Raw genomic sequence first — 21906 nt, 5'->3', positions numbered from 1 at the left:
ATAATAAAAGATAAGTAAATATATCTACGCCTATTTATTTTTTATAGATTGCATTAGTAAATAATATAAAAAATTACGAAGGAAGAAGGGAGCATATGGAAGCAAAAGAGGAGAAGATAAAGAAAAGGTTTGATCAGCTGTCAAAGGAATCTGAACCTAAGCCAAAATTATTAAGAAACTGCATAAATGCTTTTATTGTAGGTGGTATTATTTGTGATATTGGTGAGTTCTTTTCTAATACACTTACATCCTGGGGTGTGGCTAAAGACGATACAGCTACCTGGGTAGCTATAATAATGGTATTTATAGGAGCGTTGTTAACGGGTGTAGGAATATATGACAAAATAGCAGCATTTGCAGGAGCAGGGACTGTGGTTCCTATAACAGGATTCGCCAATTCTATAGTTTCACCGGCAATTGAATTTAAGAAGGAAGGCTTCATTTTCGGGCTTGCAGCAAAAATGTTTACTATAGCTGGTCCAGTACTAGTGTATGGAATAGGTACCTCTGTAATAGTAGGGATAGTCTACTATATAATTGATTTGTTTTATTGAAAAATTGAATTTGTATAATCAAATGGTTAAAGTCATAAAAAGTGAGGGATAACTATGAAAAATGCACATAAAAAGGTAGGAAAGCAGACAGTAAAACTTGATAATCCGCCCAAAATAATATGTACTACAAGTATTGTTGGACCTAAGGAAGGCGATGGACCATTAAAGGATTATTTTGATATAGTACTGAGTGATGATACCAATGGCATGGAAACTTTTGAAAAGGCTGAGACATCGATGATGTACACAGCTATAAAAGAAACTATAGAAAAAGCAGGTTTAAAAGAAGAAGACATCGATTATCTTTTTGCAGGAGATCTACTTAATCAATTAGCTTCATCAAGTTTTGCGGCAAGAGATATAAATATCCCCTTTGTAGGGTTGTATGGAGCCTGTTCAACAATGGCTGAGTCTATTGGACTTGCATCGCTAATTATGGATGGAGGATATGCAGAAAACGTAATTGCATCGACATCTTCGCATTTTAGTGCGGCAGAACGACAATTTAGATTTCCTCTTGAATATGGTTCGCAGAGATCAGAGTTAGCACAATGGACTGTTACAGGTGCTGGTGCTATGTTACTATCACACAGTGGAAACAAACCTGCAGTGACATATGTTACTACTGGATTAGTTAAGGATTACGGAATAAAGGATGCTTCCAATATGGGTGCTGCTATGGCACCGGCAGCAGTCGATACAATTTACAGACATTTCCAAGACACTGGTAGAACTCCTGAAGACTATGACATAATAGCTACTGGAGATTTAGGCCTTGTTGGCAAAGAAATAACAAGTAAGTTGCTACTAGAATATGGTTATGATATAAGAGATGTTTATGTAGACTGTGGTTCCGTTATATATGATAACGAGAGACAAAAGACTAACTCTGGAGCTAGTGGGTGTGGGTGCTCAGCAGTAGTGACCTGTGGATACTTTTATAAAAAGATGTTAAAAGGAGAAATAAAAAAATTACTATTGGTTTCAACTGGTGCTCTTATGAGTACAACAACCTCACTTCAGGGAGAATCAATTCCAGGAATAGCTCATGCGGTAGCTATTGAGTATGATAGTCTACCATCTGACAGTAATCAGGAGGATATACAGCAATGAGTGAATATATATATGCATTTGTAATAGGAGGAACCATGTGTGTAGTAGCTCAGATACTAATGGATAAGACAAAACTTACACCAGCAAGAATATTGGTGGCATTTGTTACTATTGGAGCTATACTTGGAGCATTTAATGTATATGACAAACTTATAGATATAGGAGGAGCGGGTGCTACTGTACCTTTACCTGGCTTTGGAAATTCACTATCCAAAGCTGCTATTAAAGAAGTAAAAGAAAAAGGTATATTAGGTGCTTTTACCGGAGGGATAAAAGGAACAGCTGGAGGAATAACTGCAGCAATATTCTTTGGTTATATAATGGGGTTAATATTTAATCCCAAAACAAAATCTTAATGATGAATTTACTGAAAATAAGTTTGTTCACTAGAAATACTATCTCTGTTATAATGCTTATATAAGCTGATTTTGAATAGTTTATTTACTATTATTACATATAGGTAATAAAGTGTGATAGTCTATTAAACGAAAATTAACTAGCAAATAAATGTGACAGGAGCAAAAATTGTGGAGAGATGGTATAACATACCTTGGAGTAAGGTGATTGATAAATTAGAAAGTGATTTAAATAAAGGATTAAGTAGTGATGAAGTAAATAAGAGAAGAGAATTAAATGGAACAAATATAATGCCTATATCAGTAGAGCAAACTTCAAGAACTATACTTCTAAAATTGCTGCTTAGACCGTGGTTTTTTATAATGCTGGCTACATCAGCAATTTTTATCTTTTTTCATTTCTTTCTACAAGCAGGTGTGATAATTTTATTAGCCATAACAACAATGGCTGTAAGATATTATGAAGTTATAAAAAGTAGGAAAGAACTAAATATATTAAATGGATTAGATTATACATCTACTCGTGTTCTAAGAAATGGTATAAGAGGAGACATAAAATCTGAAGAATTAGTGGTTGGGGATATTGTAGTTCTTAAAAAGAATCAATTAGTACCAGCAGATATAAGAGTAATTGAGAGTGAAGAATTAAAAGTTAACGAGAAAAATATTACTGGAGAAGATTTTATAAGTGAAAAATATGAGACTATGATTGAAGGAGTTGTTAACTCTCTATCTGACATGAAGAACATAGTATTCAAAGGAAGTACAGTTGTTCATGGCGATGGATTAGGTATAGTTGTTGCTACAGGAGCTACCACTCAACTAGGGAAAAATATGGCTTTACTAAACAGCTCTGGTGTAAGAAAAAATACCTTAGGCATAGAATTGGAACAAAAGCTTAACTCAATTACAATTTATGCCACAATAATAGCTGGAATTGCAGCTTTGATTATTAATGCAGTTTCTGGAAAGGATCCTGATATAAACTTATTAATTTCTGAGGTGTATTCTGTTCAAACCATAGGATATGTAGTTATAGTGATACTTTTCATATATTTATATAAAAAACATCTAAAACAAGACGGAATTGAAGTAATAAATCTTTCGGTTTTAAGTGATCAAAAGAAGATAGATATAATATTTCTAGAAAAAATAGGAGCGATATCTATTAATAAGATGATAGTAAAGAAAATGTACACTGATGAAAAAGTTTATAACGAAGATGAAGGGGATAAAAATGATATAAACCTTCAAAGAATGATAAATATAGGATTGTTAAGTAATAACGCCATATATAATGTTAATGATGATACTGGTAAAGGGGATATAACAGAGGTTGCTCTTCTACGAATTGGAGCTAGCAGGGGAATTTATAAAGGCATGCTTATGACTAAGCAAAGAAGAATTTTTGAAATTCCATTTGATTTAGAAAGAAGAATGGTAACCACTCTAAATAAAGTAGAAAAAAATTATAGAGCTAATTTAAGAGGCGCTTTAGATGAAGTTTTGAGTAGGTGCACTCATATAATGAAAGAAGGCGTAGAAAAGGAAATAACGGAAGAAGATATAGAAAATATAAAGAATTGTGATTACAATTTTTCTAATGAAGGTCTTATAACAATGGGATTTGCTTATCGCAGCTTTGGATATCAGCCAACTCCAGATGAAAATATTGAAAGTAACTTAGTTTTTGTAGGAATAATGGCGTTTCTTAATCCAGTGGTTGAGGAAAGTGATGAAATAATAAAAACTTTAAAGAGGAATAATATCGCTCCTATGCTTATAACAGAAGATAATAAAATAGCGGCAGCAAAGACTGCAAGCGATATATCTTTAATTAATAGTATTGACGAAGTTATATCCGGTGTTGAATTAGATTCTCTTAGTGATGAAGAGATGATAAGTGTACTTTCTAAGGTAAAAGTATTTTCAAGAATATCCTATGAAATGAAAAATAGGATAATAAATATGTTTATAAATGATGGATATACCGTGGCGGTGGTTGGAGACAATTTAACGGACCTTCCATCATTAAGTGCAGCTCAACTTGGAATATCTTATGGTGATAAATGCTCTAGTTTGGTAAAGAAGTTATCAGATGTGTATATAAAAGAAGATTGTTTACATAAATTTTTGGAGTTAAAAAATAAACTTATTGTATTGAGAAGAAATACATACCTTGGTAGTAGCTTGCTAAAATACTTAATAGCGCTTCAAACTTTATCAATACTAGTACCTAAAATATTAAATCTTAACTTTACAAAGGATATTTATTTGATAGCTGCAGAAAATCTAATAACAATTCCACTTTTAGCTGTTGGTCTTTTATTTAATGATAAATATATAAAAAAAGAGCCTAGTTTAACTTATTTAGCCAGTACAGCTTTAGTGGAAACATTCTTAATTGGAGTTATATGTAAGCTGGTAGCTGGCATAGACTATGGACTTATGTTAACAATTTGTTTCTATCTACTTGTATTAATAAAGGCAGTGGTTATTTTTGATATAAAACTGAAAATGTCTGAAAGAGTGAAAAGACTTTTGATTTCAAGTGTTAGCGTATATATAGGCATAACTGCAGCAGTATTGTTGATATTATATAAAGCGGATGTAAAAGACATAGTAGTGTCAATTATATTTATAGGTTTATGTGTTATTGCTGAAATTTTTTCGAATAAGTGGAAAGAATATACTATATAGCACTTATGTTATAAATTACTTATTTGAAAGGAACAAGTATTATATATAGTTTAAGGATATTGTATTATTTTTAAGTATAGATACTTAAAATAAATAGAATTCTAATAGTTAAGCTAGTATATACGATACTTTTATTTGAAATGGTAACTAAATTTATAAATAACGAAGAGATAAGCAGACCTGCAGTTAATATATTGATTTCTTGTATAGCAGGTATTATAACTTTCAATCTTATTCAAAAAAATATCTATGGTGCAGTGTTAGTTGCTGCATCATTTTTTTTATCACATTTTATTATACACGGAAAAAAGTTCATGGTTGTTATATGCATATTTTTTATAGCTTCTTATATAAATTGCTTAATATACTATTCTTTACAAGCTGGACATAAAGAAGTATTCAAAGTAGTTGCTGTTAATCCTAAAAGTAAAATTGTAGAGATGGGTAGGCAAAGCTTTAAAATTGATGGGATTAACACTGAGCTTAAAGATGGAAGTAAATATTTAATCTATGGGAGTTTTAGGTGTGAGCCAGATATTGAAAAAGGTATAGTTGGCACCATAAAGGTTGAAAAATATAATTTTTTAGAGTATGGGTTTAGTGGAAGTATTAATTCTAAGCAAGATGACTTTTATAATATATTGAAAAAGTACATAGGGGAAGAGGGAGCGGCATTAGTATGTTCTGCCGCATTTGGATACACAAAATACATTAAAAATGACCAAAATGTGATCATGAATAAATATGGAATTATACATGTAGTATCTGTTTCAGGCTTCCATATTGCAGTAGTATATTCTATTATGGAAAAACTGCTAGGCTTCAAATTTGCTTTAGTTTTTAGCTTTATATACACTTTGTTTAGTGGAGGAAAGTCATCAACTTGGAGAGCGTTTTTGATGATATTTATTCTTAAACTGTCAAATAAGGTATATAGGAAGTATGATTCAATATCTGCATTAAGTTTTTCGGCTATATTGTTGTTAGTTTATAAACCGCATTTCATATATGACATAGGTTTTAATCTATCATACTTATCCACCTTAGGTATATTATTGTTTTATAATAAGTTGAAAATAAAATTCTATAAATTACCTCAGATATTAAGTGATACCTTCTGCATTTCAATAGCAGCACAAGTTTTCTCATTTCCAGTAGCTACTTTAACTTTAAATAATTTTTCTCCTAATTTTATATGGGGAAATCTTTTCCTATTACCTTTATTTACACCCATAGTAATCTTGGGAAATATAGCCTTTATGTTAATGTGGAGTGGAACGCTTCTTAAGGTTACAGCTTATATAATTAAGATATTTATAATAGCCCTACAAGGGGGGATAACGGTTGTTGATAAAATTTCTTTAAATATAACAACAATAAATCCTAGTATTGTATACGGATATATATTGATGCTTATATGTTTTTACATGTACCAAAATGGTTACAAAAAAGCAAAATATTTCTTATGGATGATTGTTTTTGTTGTTATTTTATCAATGTACAAATTTGAAACCAAGGTGACCATTATAACTGATGGAAAAACAAAGGGAATACTTATGGAACAAGGTTTTAGGAGGGTCTTAATCACTAAGGCTTTGTCAGGTTATAATTATAACATCTTGAATAAAAACTACTATCCTAATGAAAGTATACAATGGAAGAATAAAAAAATGTATTCGTATAATGGTATAACAATAATCCCTAAAGATGAAGAAAGGGAGATAGTAATAGTAAGTAACAAAAATAGTTATATTTTAACTATTAATAATCAACCTTATGTTTGTAATCAATCCTATGATATAATAAAAATTGATGAAAATAAAAGCTTTGTATTGGACCCAAAAGATGCGAGAGCTTTAAATGATAATATATTAGACTCTGAAGGTGATAACGGTGATTGATTTAGATGGATTAGATAACTCTATAAAAAAAGGAAAATTAGAAGGTTGTTATATTTTTGTTGGATTAGATGAAATGATAATAAATGAAAATATAGATAAAATAATTGATAAAACTGTAGATGGTCAATTTAAAGATTTAAATTACATAAAATTAGATGGAATGAAAACAACTTTTGATGAAATGATGAATGCCTGTGAGACTCTTCCTTTCTTTAGCGAGAAAAAGGTAGTTGTGGTATACAGAGCTAATTTTTTAAGAGATAAGACTGATGCTGCAGGAACTAAAGTTTACAGTCAACTAGTGGAATATTTAAAAAATCCACCGCCACACTGCGTATTAGCTCTTTATTATCTACAAAATGATAAAAGGGAAAATCCTAATAGGAATAAGAAGCTAACGACTCTCGAAAAAAATGCTACTGTTGTAAAAGTCGATAAATTGAAGGGTGAGAAACTATATAAAAAAGTTAACTCAATCTTTGAGGAAAAAGGCAAGACAATCGGTAAAGTAGAATTAAGGTATTTTTGCGAAGCAGTTGAAAATAATTTTAATATAATTGAGAGAGAAATTGACAAATTAATAAGCTATGCTGAAGGAAGAGATATTACCCGTGAAGATATAATAAAGATGCTTCCTCATAAAAGTGAAGATGATGTTTTTGATTTGGTTGATTTTATAAGTCAAAAGAAGTCAGAGAAGTCCATTGATATAATGAATGAACTTATAAATAAAGGCGAAAATTTAATGCTAATATTATCTCTTATACAAACTCAGTTTACTATGCTTTACAAAATAAAACTTGGAATAGATAAAGGTAAAAGTAAAGATGATTTAGCAAAAGAGATAAGAAGACCAGCTTTTATTTGTGAGAAACTTATGGGGCAAAGCAGAAAGTTTTCTTACAAGCAACTTTATAATTGCATGAAACTTTGCATAGAGACAGAGAAGAAATTGAAAAGTACTGGGTTTGATAAAAAAACTGAGATGGAAATTATGATAATGAGCACCTTGATGGTTTAATTATGATTTTTAATTTAGCCTAAAATAAAAAAGAAGTTAGTATATACTAACTTCTTTTTTGTTCTTAAACCAGTTTCTAACTATTAATTTATGGATGCTCGAAAATCTTAATATTCTTACTTTTGAACATGCATAAATTAACTTTTTATTCTTGCATTTAAAAATAGTTATTGATAGAAATAAATAACCGGTCTTTAGACCGGTTTACAAGCTTATTATGCTATAGTGTTTAACTTAGCAGCTAATCTTGATTTCTTTCTAGCAGCCATATTCTTATGGATTACTCCTTTAGCAGCAGCCATATCTAAAGCTCTTGCAGCGTCCTTATAAGTAACCTTAGCTTCTTCAACATTGTTAGCGCCAGCAGCTACTTCAAACTTCTTTATAGCTGTTTTAAGAGCTGATTTTATAATCTTATTTCTTAAAGTCTTAGTTTCAATAACTTTAATTCTCTTTTTAGCTGATTTAATATTTGCCATTCATGTTCACCCCCTTCAATTTTATAGGGTCTCTGCAGTTTTGGGGAAATCTGCGTACGAGTTCATATTCAACAAGTGATATTATAGCATTGATAAATGGCTAATTCAAGTACTATTTTATTTTTTTAAGCCAACCAATCTAGTTTATTCCAGTTAATATTATACAAAATCTATCATTGAGTATGTAATTTATTACATATTATTAGTTGTCAAAAAACATTAAAATTATACAAAAACTTTAAAACTAATTTGTTGAACACACATTTATACTATTTTTAACGGTTAAGTTATGTTGATTTTAATGTAAAGTAATACTGACTCAACTTTAAAATATATAAAATTAATAATTATCACTTTTATGGGATAAAATATGTACAAAATATTTTGTATAGAGGTGACTATATGATAAACGTAAGAACTGATTTAGCTGTAGAAGCACGAGAGCTATATAAGCAAATAAATAAGAGAGAAGCTGACGGGATTATTTCTGAAGAAGAAGAAATAGATAATATAAAAGTAACAACTGTTAAGATATTGAATGAAGATGGTGCGACTAAGATTGGAAAACCAATCGGAACTTATATTACTATAGACATACCTGAATTCACCCATTATGATGGAGAAATAATGGATGATGTATCTGAAGTCCTAAATAACACCATGCAAAAATTAATAGGTGTAAATACATCTAAGACTGCATTAGTTGTCGGTCTTGGAAATTGGAATGTAACCCCAGATGCTCTAGGTCCAAAGGTTGTTGAAAAACTAATGATTACAAGGCATTTAAAAGCTGTAATGCCAGATTCAATTGACGAATCAGTAAGGCCTGTATGTGCTTTAGCTCCAGGAGTCCTAGGTATTACAGGTATAGAAACTGGAGAAATAATTAAAGCAGTAGCAGATAAAATAAAACCAGATATGGTTATATGTATAGATGCTCTAGCATCAAGGAGTATAAGAAGAGTTAACAGAACTATACAAATTGCGAATACTGGAATTTCTCCAGGAGCGGGAATTGGTAATAAGAGAATGGAGATTAATGAGGAAAACTTAGGTATTCCGGTTATCGCAATAGGAGTTCCTACTGTAGTTGATGCTGCTACAATAGTAAATGATGCTATGGATTTGGTTTTAGATGAGATGGTAAGTCAATCTACTGAAGGTGGAGAGTTTTATAACATGCTTAGAAACATTGACAAAAATGAAAAGAGTCATTTAATAAAATCTTTATTAAATCCGTATGTTGGAGATCTAATGGTTACTCCGAAAGAAGTAGATGTAGTTATAGATTCTGTTTCAAAGATAATATCTAATGGTTTAAATATGGCATTACAATCTAATCTAGATATGGATGATATAAATAAATTTATGAGTTAATAAATTAGATATTTTTTAAAGAAACTATCTGAAATTAAATGGTTAGGGTCTCCTGTATAACCATTTAATTTCAATAATATTCTTAAAAAAGCGTAAAATTAAGTGGTACAGCTATAACTAAAATCATATTTAAATTGTAATTTAGGTTAACATAATCTATAGACTTGTCTCATATAAATATTTAATATGAGGAGGGGATATAGTGTATTATAATAGGAGGAGAGTAAAAGAGCATAACTCATTAAAAACTATGTTGCTTATGGGTGTTTGCCTAGTAATTGCTGTTACGATGTTATTTACCAATGTAAGAACATCATTACTTAAAAATTCGTATCTATATATAAAGGCTATTGAAACATCTATACCGTATTTTGGCACAAGTGTACAAGCTGATAATAGTAGCTTTAAAAATATGTCGTTGAGAGATAGTATTTATGACAAAATTAGCTCTGATATAGTAAGTCCATCTAAATTATTATCTGCTGAGATACCATTCTTAAATATAGGCAGTGATGAAAAAGAATATGAGGAAAATTTCGCTACAATTAATCCTTTCAATCTTTCAAATGCAGCTGTTGCTAAGATTAATCCAGAGGAGCTTCAGCAACAACAAGGGCAACAACCGAATAATCAAACTCCAGTAAAAGTATCGGCAGCATTTAATCCAAGTTTGAAGAAACAATTAAATGAATCTAAGCCGGAGATTTTAATATATCATACTCATACAACTGAGGCATATAAGCCTGCTGGAGCTGACTCTACTGAGGAACAATATAGTGTTGTAGGTGTTGGAACACAGCTAGAAAAGGAACTTGAGAATTATGGAATATCAGTTATCCATGATAAGACAATGCATAGCATGGTATATAATGATAGCTATTTAAGATCCGCTGAAACAGTAAAAAAATATTTGAATAAATATGGTAATAATTTTAAATTGATTATAGATCTTCATAGAGATTCTGCAGAGAGTAAGAGTGCAAGTACCATAAACTTAAATGGCGAAAATGTATCAAAGATGATGTTTGTAACAGCACAAAATACTCCTTATTATCAGCAGAATAATGCAATAACAGAAAGTTTGAACGAAACAGCTAGAAAGCTTTTTCCAGGATTTTCGAAAGGAATACTGTCATATAAGAGAGGTATGAATTCCTTTAACCAAAACCTTAGCAATCACTCAATCTTAATAGAAATTGGTTCAGACATTAATTTAAGCCAAGAATCTCAAGGCTCTGCAAAGTATGTTGCTAGAGTTATTGCAGAATATTTAAATGGCAAAAAGTGATGTAAATTGGTATAAGTGAATAATATTTCCAAAAAATGAACATCCTTATAGATATAAATCATATCTTGGGGGTGTTTTTTTGAGAAAGATAGCAAATATTATTATTGTTATGATGGTTATTTCCTTCATACTGTGGGGAATTATAAATATAAATATTATAAATACAGCTTCTTTAAGTAAAGGTACAGATGGTGTAAGTTCCGTATCACAGGATGATTATAAAGAGTTAAAAGATGAATTTGGACAGGATTTCTTAGGGCTTTTGGAAGATGACTGTGAGGTTAAGATTCATGATGAACATGGAAGTTACAAGCTGGAGTTTTATGGTAAATACTACAATATAGATGCCATAGGATCAAAACTGAGATCTCTTGGCATAATAAAAGAAAAAGGAAATTGGGTTTTTAATAAGATTAGTGATGGTGTAGAGTATTTTTATGAAAAAGTTAGTAATAAAATTAGTGGTTAAATAACATAATTTTATAGTTATTGACAATCAAGCTGGATACTATGATATAATTTAACAAGATTTAATCTACATGGGGGTGAAAACTGTTCCAAGGATATTCCTTGAGGATGGGTTTATGAATATGCAAAGTGATAGACAAAAACACATAAGAAACTTTTCAATAGTTGCACATATCGATCATGGTAAGTCTACTCTAGCAGATAGACTTCTTGAAACAACAGGAACTTTAACAAGAAGAGAAATGGAAGAGCAAGTTTTAGATAATATGGAGCTTGAAAGAGAAAGAGGAATTACAATAAAATCTCAGGCTGCAAGACTTGTTTATAGAAGAGAAGATGGAGAAGAGTTTATATTAAACTTGATAGATACTCCTGGGCACGTAGATTTTAATTACGAGGTATCTAGAAGCTTGGCTGCTTGTGAGGGTGCTGTTCTAGTAGTAGATGCAACACAAGGAATACAAGCACAGACATTAGCAAATTGTTATTTGGCTTTAGATAATAATCTAGAGATTGTTCCAGTAATAAATAAGATTGACCTTCCTAGTGCGAGACCGGAAGAGATAAAGCAAGAGATAGAAGATGTTATAGGAATTGAATCTCATGACGCACCTCTTATATCAGCAAAGACTGGACTTAATATAATTGATGTATTAAATTCAGTAATTGAAAAGGTTCCAGCACCAAGTGGAGATGAAGATGCTCCGCTGCAAGCTCTTATATTTGACTCATTTTATGATAGTTATAAGGGTGTAGTTTCTTATGTAAGGGTTAAAGAAGGAACTGTTAAGGTTGGAACTAAGATAAAACTAATGGCTACAAACAAAGTTTATGAAGTTACAGAGGTTGGTGTATTTACTCCAGGATTTATGCCAATTTCAGAACTTAGGGCTGGTGATGTTGGATATGTTACTGGTTCAATTAAAAATGTTAGAGATGCTAGAGTAGGTGATACCATAACTGAAGCAGATCGTCCTACTAGTACGGCACTTGAAGGATACAAACCTGCAGTTCCTATGGTTTTCTCAGGTATATATCCTGTAGATGGAGCTAAGTATGAGGAGCTTAAGGAAGCTTTGGAAAAGCTTCAAATAAATGATGCGGCACTTTCTTTCGAACCAGAAACTTCAGTTGCTTTAGGGTTTGGATTTAGATGTGGATTTTTAGGATTATTACATATGGAAATAATACAGGAAAGAATTGAAAGAGAATTCAATCTAGATATTATAACTACAGCACCGTCCGTTATATATAAGGTTATAAAGACAGATGGTGAATTAATAGAACTCACAAATCCAACAAATCTTCCAGAACCTACTGAAATTGACTATATGGAAGAGCCTATAGTTAAGGCTTCCATAATAAGCCCAACAGAATATGTTGGACCAATAATGGACCTTTGCCAAGAGAGAAGAGGAAAATATATTGATATGGAATATATCGAGACAACAAGAGTTGTTATTAACTATGAGATTCCTCTTAACGAAATAGTTTATGATTTCTTTGATGCGCTAAAGTCAAGAACTAAAGGTTATGCATCGCTTGATTATGAACTAAAAGGCTATGAAACGTCAGAGCTTGTTAAGTTAGATATTCTTCTAAACGGAGATACTGTTGACGCATTGTCAATGATAGTTCCGAAAGAAAGAGCATATCATAAGGGGAGAGGAATAGCTGAAAAGTTAAAGGAAATAATTCCAAGACAGCTATTTGAAATTCCGATACAAGCAGCAGTAGGATCTAAAATTATTGCAAGAGAAACAGTAAAGGCAATGAGAAAAGACGTACTTGCAAAATGTTATGGTGGAGATATATCCAGAAAGAAGAAACTTTTAGAAAAGCAAAAAGAAGGAAAGAAGAGAATGAGACAGGTAGGTTCTGTTGAAGTTCCACAAGAAGCATTTATGTCAGTTTTAAAAGTTGATTAAGAATTTCCTATATAGAAACTTGATTTATACTTGTTCGAAAATCCCGGCTTCTGGGGATTTTAGGGCATGTATAGATTAATAGTTGAGTTAGGAATTCTATAAAGGGTTCCATAACTTAATAGTTGAAGTTGGAACCTTATAAAGATGCACCAATTCAATCAAAAATCTATTTTAAAAACTCCGCTGGGTTCTGAGAGGAGATTTTGAAAATATAAGTTTTATTATGAAGTGGCGCATCAAAAGATAGATTTGATTGGAGGTAACAGTATGGAAAAAATAGCACTTTATGTACACATACCATTCTGTAAACAAAAGTGTTTTTACTGTGATTTTCATTCATTTCAAGGTATGGAAGAAGCTATGGAGAGATATACAAAGGCTCTTATAGAAGAAATAAATAGAAAAACTCAAAAATATGAAATTACAAGTGTTTTTATAGGTGGGGGGACTCCCACCTATTTATATTTACCTCTATTTGAAGAACTTTTAAAGTGTATAGGAAGCTTAAATTTTTCAAAAGACATCGAATACACTGTTGAATGTAATCCGGGAACCTTGAATGATGAAATCTTAGAAGTAATGAAAAAAAATAAAGTTAATAGACTTTCGATTGGTTTGCAGGCGTGTCAAGATAATCTATTAACTGTAATTGGCAGAATACACAACTATAAGGAATTTGAAGAAAACTATTACTTAGCTAGAAGCAAGGGTTTTGATAACATAAATGTGGATCTTATGTATGGGCTTCCTGGCCAAAAGGTTGAACAATGGAAGGAAAGTCTAAGTAAGATAATAAAATTAAATCCTGAGCATATATCAGCTTATAGCCTTATAGTTGAGGAAGATACAATTTTTTATAGATGGTATGAACAGAATAAGCTTAATCTACCAACAGAAGATCAAGAAAGAGAAATGAATGATTTAACTCATTCGTTATTAAAAGATAGTGGGTACAATAGGTATGAGATTTCTAATTATGCTAAGGAAGAAAAAGAGTGTAAGCACAACTTAGTATATTGGAATTTAGGAGACTATATAGCCTGTGGTACAGGGGCATCTTCATATATTGGTGGGGTAAGATATAAAAATTTATCAAATATGAGCAAATACATGGAAGCAATTGAAAATAATATAGAAGAATATGAAGAAGTAATAAAAAATTCACCTGAAGATAATATAGAAGAATTTATGTTTATGGGACTAAGGAAATTAGAAGGAATATCAGAGGATAAGTTTAAAAAAAGATTTAAGGTTTCCATAGATGATATTTTTAAAGATGTTATAGGTAAACATGTAAGTGAAGGGCTTTTAATAAGAGAGAAGGGTAGGATATTCCTAAGTGAAAACGGAATAGAACTATCAAATTATGTTATGAGTGATTTTATGTTAACTTAAATAAAAAAATATACATGCTGTTAAAGTACTGTGTTGAAATTAAGTGGTTATGCATTCAATGCTTTATAACTACTTAATTTCAACAATACTCTTAAACATAGGCGAAATTCAAAAGAATGTATGAATTTATATGCTATATAAATTCATGCATTCTTTTGAATTTTGTGTAGAGAAGCTGGGGAAGCTAGGTTAGTTAAGAGTATGTAAGTTTTTATATTTAGGCAATAAGGTCTCTATTTTATAAAAAGTATAGATCAGAAAATAAGCAGATATAATATAAAAAATATCGTTGATTTGTATAAAATAAGTAATTAAGAGAAATCAAGAGGAATTATGAGAATGTAAGAGAAAATTTGCAAATAATAGCTTAAATTAATTTAATCTATAGATTTATTAACTTAAATGAAATTGACAAAAAATTATATAAATAATATATTTAAATCGTAGTCATTAGCACTCAAGTTAAGTGAGTGCTAACAAAAGAGGTGATATTAGTGATAGATGAAAGAAAAATTAAAATTCTTCAGGCAATAATAAATGACTATATAATGACTGGAGAGCCAGTAGGGTCAAGAACTATCGCTAAAAAATACGATTTAGGAATAAGTTCGGCTACAATCAGAAATGAAATGTCTGACTTAGAAGAGTTAGGATATCTTGAGCAACCTCATGCATCTGCTGGCAGAGTTCCATCAAGCAAAGGATACAGATTATATGTAGATAAATTAATGGAATTTCAAGGTGTTAGTTTGGAAGAGGAACTTCTAATTAAAAAGTATCTTATTGATTCTGCTCTTTTTGAAGTAGATAGAATGATAAAGCAGGCAAGTACTCTTTTATCTCAACTAACAAAACTTACTTGCGTAGTAAATGCACCTTCTGTTAAGAAAAGTGTCATAAAGTCTATACAACTTATGATTGTAGATCAATTTAACCTTCTTTGTGTTATTGTTACTGATAGTGGAGCTATAAAAAACAGTCTTATTAAGGTAACTAACATACCAACATTAGAAACATTATCGAAGATAAACGATATATTAAATATAAGACTTAAAGATTTAACAATAGAACAAATAAATTTAGTCACTATAAACAAGTTAAAGAAAGATTTGTTAGGCTTTGATGAAATATTTAATGCATTGATACCAGCATTGTATGAAACCTTAAATACATCTGAAAGTGAAGTGTTTATGGAAGGTACAACTAACATATTTAACTACCCTGAGTACAATGATATAGAAAAAGCCAAAGAGATACTATCTCTTCTTTATGATAAGGACAATGTTTCTAAATTGATAGTAAGTGATGATAATATTTCTATAAGAATAGGTGATGAGAATTATCTTCCTGAGGCAAAAGATTGCAGTGTGATTTCGGCTATTTACACCTTAGGGGGTAAAAATACTGGGACCATTGCTTTGATTGGGCCTACAAGAATCAACTATCCTAAGGTGTTATCCATTATGGCTGAAGTAATGAAGGAACTTAATGAATCGCTTAAGAATCAACGCTTGAAATAAATATAAATAATTATATTTTTATAGTATAAAGTAAAGAATAGCAAGGGGTTTTATATATTGAAAAATCCCTATTTCATAAAAAAGAGATGAGGTGTAGTAACAAGATATGAAAGAAGTGAATAACGAAAATATCAATGAAAAAAATGATGTAAATACTTCAGAAGTTGAAAATGAAAATTTAGAAGAAAAAGATACTCTAGAAGAAGTTCTAGAAGGTGAAGTTTTAGAAGATATTGAATTTGAAAGTGGCAATGACAATGTTACGTCTTTTAAAGATGAAATAACTAAGCTTAAGAATGAAAACTCGAAATTAAATAATGAATTAGAGGCATTGAAAGAAAGAATTTTAAGATTAAATGCAGAGTATGACAACTTTAGAAAAAGAACTTCTAAAGAAAAAGAAGGTATTTATACTGATGCTTGCGAGGACGTACTTAAGGAAATGTTCCCGGTATTAGATAATCTTGAAAGAGCTGTAACTGTTGATGGAAGTGTTGATGACCTTAAAAAAGGAGTAGATATGACTATAAGACAGTTCAAAAATGCCTTTGAAAAAATTGGAGTAGAGGAAATAGAAGCTAACGGTGAGTTTGATCCGAATTTACATCAAGCAGTAATGCATGTAGAAGATGAAAATTTAGGTAACAACACCATAGCAGAGGTCTTTCAAAAAGGCTATAAAAAAGGCGGCAAAGTTCTTAGGTTCACTATGGTTAAAGTAGCAAACTAGTAAACATACTTTTATTTGAATAAATTAATTAAATTCGTGATTAATGAGGAGGAAATAGCAAATGTCAAAGGTTATAGGTATCGATTTAGGAACAACTAATTCATGTGTAGCTGTTATGGAAGGGGGAGAACCTGTAGTTATAGCAAACTCAGAAGGTGCAAGAACAACTCCATCCGTAGTATCTTTCCAAGCTAACGGAGAAAGATTAGTTGGTCAAGTAGCGAAAAGACAAGCGATTACAAATCCAGATAAAACAATAATATCAATAAAGAGACATATGGGAACTAACCATAAGACTACAATTGATGGTAAGGATTATACTCCACAAGAAATATCAGCTATGGTTCTTCAAAAGATAAAGGCTGATGCTGAAGCATACTTAGGAGAAACTGTAACTCAAGCAGTTATAACAGTTCCAGCATATTTCAATGATTCACAAAGACAAGCGACTAAAGATGCAGGTAAGATAGCTGGTCTTGAAGTTTTAAGAATAATAAACGAACCAACAGCAGCATCATTAGCTTACGGTCTTGATAAGACAGATCATAGTCATAAAATATTCGTTTATGACTTAGGTGGTGGTACTTTCGACGTATCAATACTTGAGCTTGGTGATGGAGTGTTTGAAGTTAAGGCGACAAACGGAGATACTCGTCTTGGTGGAGATGACTTTGATCAAAAGATTATAGATTATATAGCAGCTGATTTTAAATCACAACATGGAATAGATTTAAGAAATGATAAGATGGCTTTACAAAGACTTAAAGAAGCAGCTGAAAAAGCTAAGATAGAGCTTTCATCTTCAACTCAAACTATAATAAATCTTCCATTTATAACAGCTGATGCTACAGGTCCAAAGCATATCGAATTAACTCTTACAAGAGCTAAGTTCAATGAAATAACTAGTGACTTAGTTGAAAGAACAATAGAGCCAATGAGAAAAGCATTAGCTGACTCAGGATTAAGCTTAAATGATATAGATAAGATAGTTTTAGTTGGTGGTTCAACAAGAATACCAGCAGTTCAAGAAGCAGTTAAGAAGTTTACAGGAAAAGAACCTTCAAAGGGAGTTAACCCTGACGAATGTGTTGCAGTAGGTGCTGCTATACAAGCTGGTGTATTAACTGGAGATGTTAAGGACGTATTACTTCTAGATGTAACTCCATTAAGCCTTGGTATTGAAACTCTAGGCGGAGTAGCAACTCCATTAATAGAAAGAAATACAACTATACCTACAAGAAAGAGTCAAGTATTCTCAACTGCAGCAGATAACCAAACATCAGTTGAAATACATGTTGTTCAAGGTGAAAGACAAATGGCAGCTGACAACAAGACTCTTGGTAGATTTACACTATCAGGAATACTTCCAGCTAGAAGAGGAGTTCCTCAAATAGAAGTTACTTTTGATATAGATGCAAATGGTATAGTAAAGGTATCTGCAGTTGATAAAGGAACTGGAAAAGAAGCTAATATAACTATAACAGCTTCAACTAACTTAAGTGATGATGAAATTGATAAGGCAGTTAAGGAAGCTGAAAGATTTGCAGAAGAAGATAAGAAGAGAAAAGAATCAATAGAAGTTAAAAACAATGCAGATCAAGTTGTATATCAAACAGAACAAACTTTAACTGAATTAGGTGATAAAGTTTCTGCTGAAGATAAGGCTAAGATACAAGCTAAGCTTGAAGATGTTAAAAAGGTTAAAGATGGAGAAGATATAGAAGCTATAAAGAAAGCTACAGAAGATTTAACTCAAGAATTCTATGCTATTTCATCTAAGATATATGGTGATGCAAATGCACAAGGTGGTGCTGGATTTGATCCAAATGCTGCTAATGCAGGCGGAGCAAACACAGGAGCTGCTCATGATGACAATGTAGTGGATGCTGACTTCAAGGTTGATGAAGATAAATAGTTGTAACAAAGCGAGTATTTAATATATAATATGACAGGGAAGGCAACTCGTCTTCCCTTTAATATTATAACTTAGGTGGTGGAAAAGAATTGGCAGGCAAAGACTTTTACAGTGTACTTGGACTTGAAAAGGGTGCAAGTGATGATGAAATAAAAAAAGCATTTAGAAAGCAAGCTCTAAAATATCACCCGGATAGAAATCCTGGTGATCATGAGGCTGAAGAAAAATTTAAAGAATTAAATGAAGCTTACCAAGTTTTAAGTGATCCTCAGAAGAAAGCTCAGTATGACCAATTTGGAACAACAGACTTTAATGCTGGTGGTGGTGCATCAGGTTTTGATGGATTCGATTTTGGTGGTGGATTTGGTGATATATTTGAAAGTATCTTTGGTGGAGGTTTTGGTGGCGGCGGTGGAGCCAGAAGAAATGGTCCACAAAGAGGTAATGATATAGAATATACTCTTAATCTTTCTTTTGAAGAAGCTGTTTTTGGTATGGAAAAAGAGATATCTATAACTAGAAGTGAAAATTGTGAAACTTGTAGAGGTTCAGGAGCAAAACCAGGAACATCTCCAAAGACATGTTCTAAATGTGGTGGTACTGGTCAAATAAGAGCGCAAAGACAAACTCCTTTTGGTAACTTTGTTTCCCAATCCGCTTGTGACAAGTGTGGAGGAAAAGGCCATGTGATTGAAGATCCATGTCCAGACTGTAGAGGAAAAGGCAAAGTTAGAAAAACAAGAAAGATTAAAGTTAATGTTCCAGCAGGTGTTGATACAGGTAATGTAATGCCATTAAGAGGACAAGGAGAACATGGTGATAACAATGGTGCTCCAGGAGATTTGTATTTAAGAATCAACGTAGCTCCTTCTAAGGTGTTCAAAAGACAAGGGTTTGATATTTACTTAGATTATCATTTAGATATGATAAGAGCAACGATGGGGACAGAAATAAAAGTGCCTACTGTTGATGGCGATGTTAAGTACACAGTACCAGCTGGTACACAGCCTGGAACATTGTTTAGACTTAGAGGTAAAGGGGTTCCTAGAGTTAATTCATCAGGAAGAGGAGATCAATACGTTAATGTAATTGTTGATATTCCTAAGAGTCTTAATGATAGACAAAAAGAAGCTCTAAATATGTTTTTAGAAGCTTCTGGAGAAAAGATTCAGAATGATTCTAATGAGAACAAAGATCATAAAGATCACAAAGACAAAGATAAAAAAGGTTTTATGGGAAAGATATTCGGATAAACAGCCTTTTAAAAAGCCAAGAATACAACTCAGTATTCTTGGCTTTTAGATTTTATATCTGTTAAAGTACCGTTATGATGAAACCAACTGGTTAGTCATCCGATACTTTAATGAGCACCCACTACCTGACTACTTAATTTTAACAATGCTTTTAAACATAAACTGAATTCTTAATATAGTATTTGAAGAAAAGATTGCTTGAATAATTGGTTTTAGCGAGGTACTGTGTATTTTGGCGAATTTATAGAAGAACGTTAGTATTCAATTCAGTAATTTCTAATTGATGCTTTAGTTTTAAGAATTCCATCTCTAAGACATCGATGTTTTTTTCATATCTATCCTTATCAGCAGGATTTTTAGCACTAGCTAATAATTTTCCTAAATCGGACATCTTAGAATCAATTTCAATTATTCTTTTCATTGCTTCATAACAATTCATGTTATCTACCACCTATTACGAAATATTTACTTGTTATGATATGCAAAAAAATAGATAAAGGTGATTTGTTTTTGATAGGTGTAAGTTACGAAAAGGTTTAAATATCTGCTATTTCGTAACTAAATGTATTTTAAAGCCCTAAATGAGCTGGTTTCAAAATTATAAATTCTAATTAGGAAGTAGTTTATCAGTTCAGCGAAATAGATAATCCAGTTCTATCTAAATAAGACTAATAGATGATTCTATTAACTATTAATGTAGTAGGATTATGAAATATATATTTCATTTGGAACTGGTTTATCTATATTTACAGAAAGTATGGTAAAGTGTAAAATATATTAGTTGTGATAATATAATATTTTGTATTAGAATATTACATATGTTTTAAGTAGACGGTATATGTTCAAGATTATATTATAAGTATTTATTTGAGTAATATTTCTTGAATATTATATATTAAGTACATTATATGTATTTTCAGGGTAGAAAATATAATAACCAAAGCAAGAAAGGATTGAGTTATATGAACGGAACATGGATAGAAATAAAAGTTATAAGCAAAAGTGAGGCTTTAGAGCCAGTTTCAGGTATATTCTATGGATTAGACTGCAAAGGAGTTGCTATTGAGGATCCTAATGACATATTGACAAGAGAGCAAGGACCTCTTACTTGGGATTTTGCAGATATAAATATATTAGAACATAAGGGTAAAGCTGCAGTTGTTAAGGGATACTTCTCTGATGAAGATAATATTGAAGAAGTGCTTACATATATTAAAGAAAAACTTGTAGAACTTAAAGAGTCTGGAATAGATATAGGTGAAGGCGAAGTTATAGCAACTGAAATGAAGGAAGAAGACTGGGCTAATAACTGGAAACAATATTATAAACCAACTAAAATAGGTGATAGAATAGTGATAAAACCTATATGGGAACAGTATGAAAATACTGGCAATGACCTTGTGGTTGAAATAGATCCAGGAATGGCTTTTGGTACAGGAACACATGAAACTACAAGAATGTGTGTTGAGTCACTTGAAAAAAATGTAAAAGAAAACTCGGTGGTTTTTGATATAGGTACAGGGTCAGGGATACTTGCGATAGTTGCATCTATGCTTGGTGCAAAACATGTTGTAGGAGTGGATCTTGATCCAGTAGCGGTGGATTCTGCTAAAGAAAATATTGGTTTCAACAATTTAAATAATATTGAGATATTAGAAGGAAATCTTTTAGATGTAGTAAGTGGAAAAGCTGATATAGTTGTAGCGAACATAATCGCAGAGATAATATGCATACTTGTTGATGATGTTAAGCAAGCAATGAATCAAGGTGGTTTGTTTATAACTTCAGGAATAATCCATGATAGAAGACAAATGGTTATAGACAAATTAGAAGCTTCAGGCTTTGAAATTGTAGAAGTAAACAAAGATGGAGAATGGAACTGTATTGTAGCTAGAGTAAAATAGAGTT

At 31.5% G+C, this 21906-nt stretch carries 18 protein-coding genes; 16 read left to right on the top strand and 2 right to left on the bottom strand.

The window, feature by feature from the left end:
• Positions 1-95 precede the first annotated feature (95 nt).
• The 6 genes from spoVAC (at position 96) to holA (ending at position 7645) form a co-directional block, all read left to right on the top strand.
• Positions 96-554 (top strand): stage V sporulation protein AC, encoded by a 459-nt coding sequence (gene spoVAC, locus JHL18_RS19970; RefSeq protein WP_200272511.1) that lies wholly within the window; start codon positions 96-98, stop codon positions 552-554.
• Between the two features lie 54 nt (positions 555-608).
• Positions 609-1667: a stage V sporulation protein AD gene (gene spoVAD, locus JHL18_RS19965; RefSeq protein WP_200272509.1), complete on the top strand. Its 1059-nt coding sequence runs from the start codon at positions 609-611 to the stop codon at positions 1665-1667.
• Positions 1664-2023: a stage V sporulation protein AE gene (gene spoVAE / locus JHL18_RS19960; protein WP_200272507.1), complete on the top strand. Its 360-nt coding sequence runs from the start codon at positions 1664-1666 to the stop codon at positions 2021-2023. Before spoVAD ends, spoVAE begins: the two co-directional genes overlap by 4 nt.
• A 171-nt stretch (positions 2024-2194) precedes the next feature.
• The gene (locus tag JHL18_RS19955) at positions 2195-4723 is read left to right on the top strand and encodes a P-type ATPase actuator domain-containing protein (protein WP_200272505.1); all 2529 of its coding nucleotides are present in this window, start codon (positions 2195-2197) and stop codon (positions 4721-4723) included.
• Positions 4724-4863: 140 nt separating this feature from the next.
• Positions 4864-6624 carry a ComEC/Rec2 family competence protein gene (locus JHL18_RS19950; RefSeq protein WP_200272503.1) on the top strand — a complete coding sequence of 587 codons (1761 nt, stop codon included), beginning with the start codon at positions 4864-4866 and terminating at the stop codon, positions 6622-6624.
• On the top strand, positions 6617-7645 hold the full coding sequence (gene holA, locus JHL18_RS19945) for a DNA polymerase III subunit delta (RefSeq protein WP_200272501.1): 1029 nt from the start codon (positions 6617-6619) through the stop codon (positions 7643-7645). The genes JHL18_RS19950 and holA overlap by 8 nt, the downstream gene beginning before the upstream one ends.
• Positions 7646-7860: 215 nt before the next feature.
• Here the strand turns inward: holA and rpsT are convergent, their stop codons facing one another.
• Complete coding sequence (gene rpsT / locus JHL18_RS19940; RefSeq protein ID WP_128212528.1) at positions 7861-8124, bottom strand: 30S ribosomal protein S20; 264 nt, start codon at positions 8122-8124, stop codon at positions 7861-7863.
• Between the two features lie 402 nt (positions 8125-8526).
• Between rpsT and gpr the strand changes: the two genes are divergently transcribed.
• The 9 genes from gpr (at position 8527) to dnaJ (ending at position 19998) form a co-directional block, all read left to right on the top strand.
• Complete coding sequence (gene gpr / locus JHL18_RS19935; RefSeq protein ID WP_200272499.1) at positions 8527-9501, top strand: GPR endopeptidase; 975 nt, start codon at positions 8527-8529, stop codon at positions 9499-9501.
• A 202-nt stretch (positions 9502-9703) separates the two neighbouring features.
• Entirely contained in the window at positions 9704-10789 is a 1086-nt protein-coding gene (locus JHL18_RS19930) for a stage II sporulation protein P (protein ID WP_200272497.1), read from the top strand.
• Positions 10790-10868: 79 nt separating this feature from the next.
• Positions 10869-11258: a hypothetical protein gene (locus tag JHL18_RS19925; protein WP_200272495.1), complete on the top strand. Its 390-nt coding sequence runs from the start codon at positions 10869-10871 to the stop codon at positions 11256-11258.
• Between the two features lie 121 nt (positions 11259-11379).
• Entirely contained in the window at positions 11380-13185 is a 1806-nt protein-coding gene (gene lepA, locus JHL18_RS19920; RefSeq protein ID WP_274600982.1) for a translation elongation factor 4, read from the top strand.
• Between the two features lie 267 nt (positions 13186-13452).
• The gene (hemW, locus tag JHL18_RS19915; protein WP_200272492.1) at positions 13453-14580 is read left to right on the top strand and encodes a radical SAM family heme chaperone HemW; all 1128 of its coding nucleotides are present in this window, start codon (positions 13453-13455) and stop codon (positions 14578-14580) included.
• Between the two features lie 494 nt (positions 14581-15074).
• A complete protein-coding gene (gene hrcA, locus JHL18_RS19910) occupies positions 15075-16100 on the top strand; it encodes a heat-inducible transcriptional repressor HrcA (protein ID WP_200272490.1) in 1026 nt (341 codons plus the stop codon).
• A gap of 106 nt (positions 16101-16206) precedes the next feature.
• On the top strand, positions 16207-16830 hold the full coding sequence (grpE, locus tag JHL18_RS19905; protein WP_200272488.1) for a nucleotide exchange factor GrpE: 624 nt from the start codon (positions 16207-16209) through the stop codon (positions 16828-16830).
• Between the two features lie 61 nt (positions 16831-16891).
• The gene (dnaK, locus tag JHL18_RS19900) at positions 16892-18745 is read left to right on the top strand and encodes a molecular chaperone DnaK (RefSeq protein WP_200272486.1); all 1854 of its coding nucleotides are present in this window, start codon (positions 16892-16894) and stop codon (positions 18743-18745) included.
• An 89-nt stretch (positions 18746-18834) separates the two neighbouring features.
• Positions 18835-19998: a molecular chaperone DnaJ gene (gene dnaJ / locus JHL18_RS19895; protein WP_200272484.1), complete on the top strand. Its 1164-nt coding sequence runs from the start codon at positions 18835-18837 to the stop codon at positions 19996-19998.
• Positions 19999-20239: 241 nt separating this feature from the next.
• Here the strand turns inward: dnaJ and JHL18_RS19890 are convergent, their stop codons facing one another.
• On the bottom strand, positions 20240-20437 hold the full coding sequence (locus JHL18_RS19890) for a hypothetical protein (RefSeq protein ID WP_200272482.1): 198 nt from the start codon (positions 20435-20437) through the stop codon (positions 20240-20242).
• Positions 20438-20960: 523 nt separating this feature from the next.
• Between JHL18_RS19890 and prmA the strand changes: the two genes are divergently transcribed.
• Positions 20961-21902 (top strand): 50S ribosomal protein L11 methyltransferase, encoded by a 942-nt coding sequence (gene prmA / locus JHL18_RS19885; protein WP_200272480.1) that lies wholly within the window; start codon positions 20961-20963, stop codon positions 21900-21902.
• Positions 21903-21906 lie beyond the last annotated feature (4 nt).

The organism is Clostridium yunnanense, from assembly GCF_016595795.1.
Taxonomy (GTDB): domain Bacteria; phylum Bacillota; class Clostridia; order Clostridiales; family Clostridiaceae; genus Clostridium_AR; species Clostridium_AR yunnanense.
Note: the sequence above shows the minus strand (reverse complement) of the source record. Positions and strands in the feature narration are given on the sequence as shown.

Coding starts and splice junctions, on each gene's coding strand:
- JHL18_RS19890 (WP_200272482.1), bottom strand. CDS start 20,437: ATGAATTGTTATGAAGCAATGAAAAGAATAATTGAAATTGATTCTAAG.
- grpE (WP_200272488.1), top strand. CDS start 16,207: ATGAAAGAAGTGAATAACGAAAATATCAATGAAAAAAATGATGTAAAT.
- spoVAC (WP_200272511.1), top strand. CDS start 96: ATGGAAGCAAAAGAGGAGAAGATAAAGAAAAGGTTTGATCAGCTGTCA.
- gpr (WP_200272499.1), top strand. CDS start 8,527: ATGATAAACGTAAGAACTGATTTAGCTGTAGAAGCACGAGAGCTATAT.
- spoVAE (WP_200272507.1), top strand. CDS start 1,664: ATGAGTGAATATATATATGCATTTGTAATAGGAGGAACCATGTGTGTA.
- lepA (WP_274600982.1), top strand. CDS start 11,380: ATGCAAAGTGATAGACAAAAACACATAAGAAACTTTTCAATAGTTGCA.
- rpsT (WP_128212528.1), bottom strand. CDS start 8,124: ATGGCAAATATTAAATCAGCTAAAAAGAGAATTAAAGTTATTGAAACT.
- dnaK (WP_200272486.1), top strand. CDS start 16,892: ATGTCAAAGGTTATAGGTATCGATTTAGGAACAACTAATTCATGTGTA.
- spoVAD (WP_200272509.1), top strand. CDS start 609: ATGAAAAATGCACATAAAAAGGTAGGAAAGCAGACAGTAAAACTTGAT.
- hemW (WP_200272492.1), top strand. CDS start 13,453: ATGGAAAAAATAGCACTTTATGTACACATACCATTCTGTAAACAAAAG.
- prmA (WP_200272480.1), top strand. CDS start 20,961: ATGAACGGAACATGGATAGAAATAAAAGTTATAAGCAAAAGTGAGGCT.
- JHL18_RS19950 (WP_200272503.1), top strand. CDS start 4,864: ATGGTAACTAAATTTATAAATAACGAAGAGATAAGCAGACCTGCAGTT.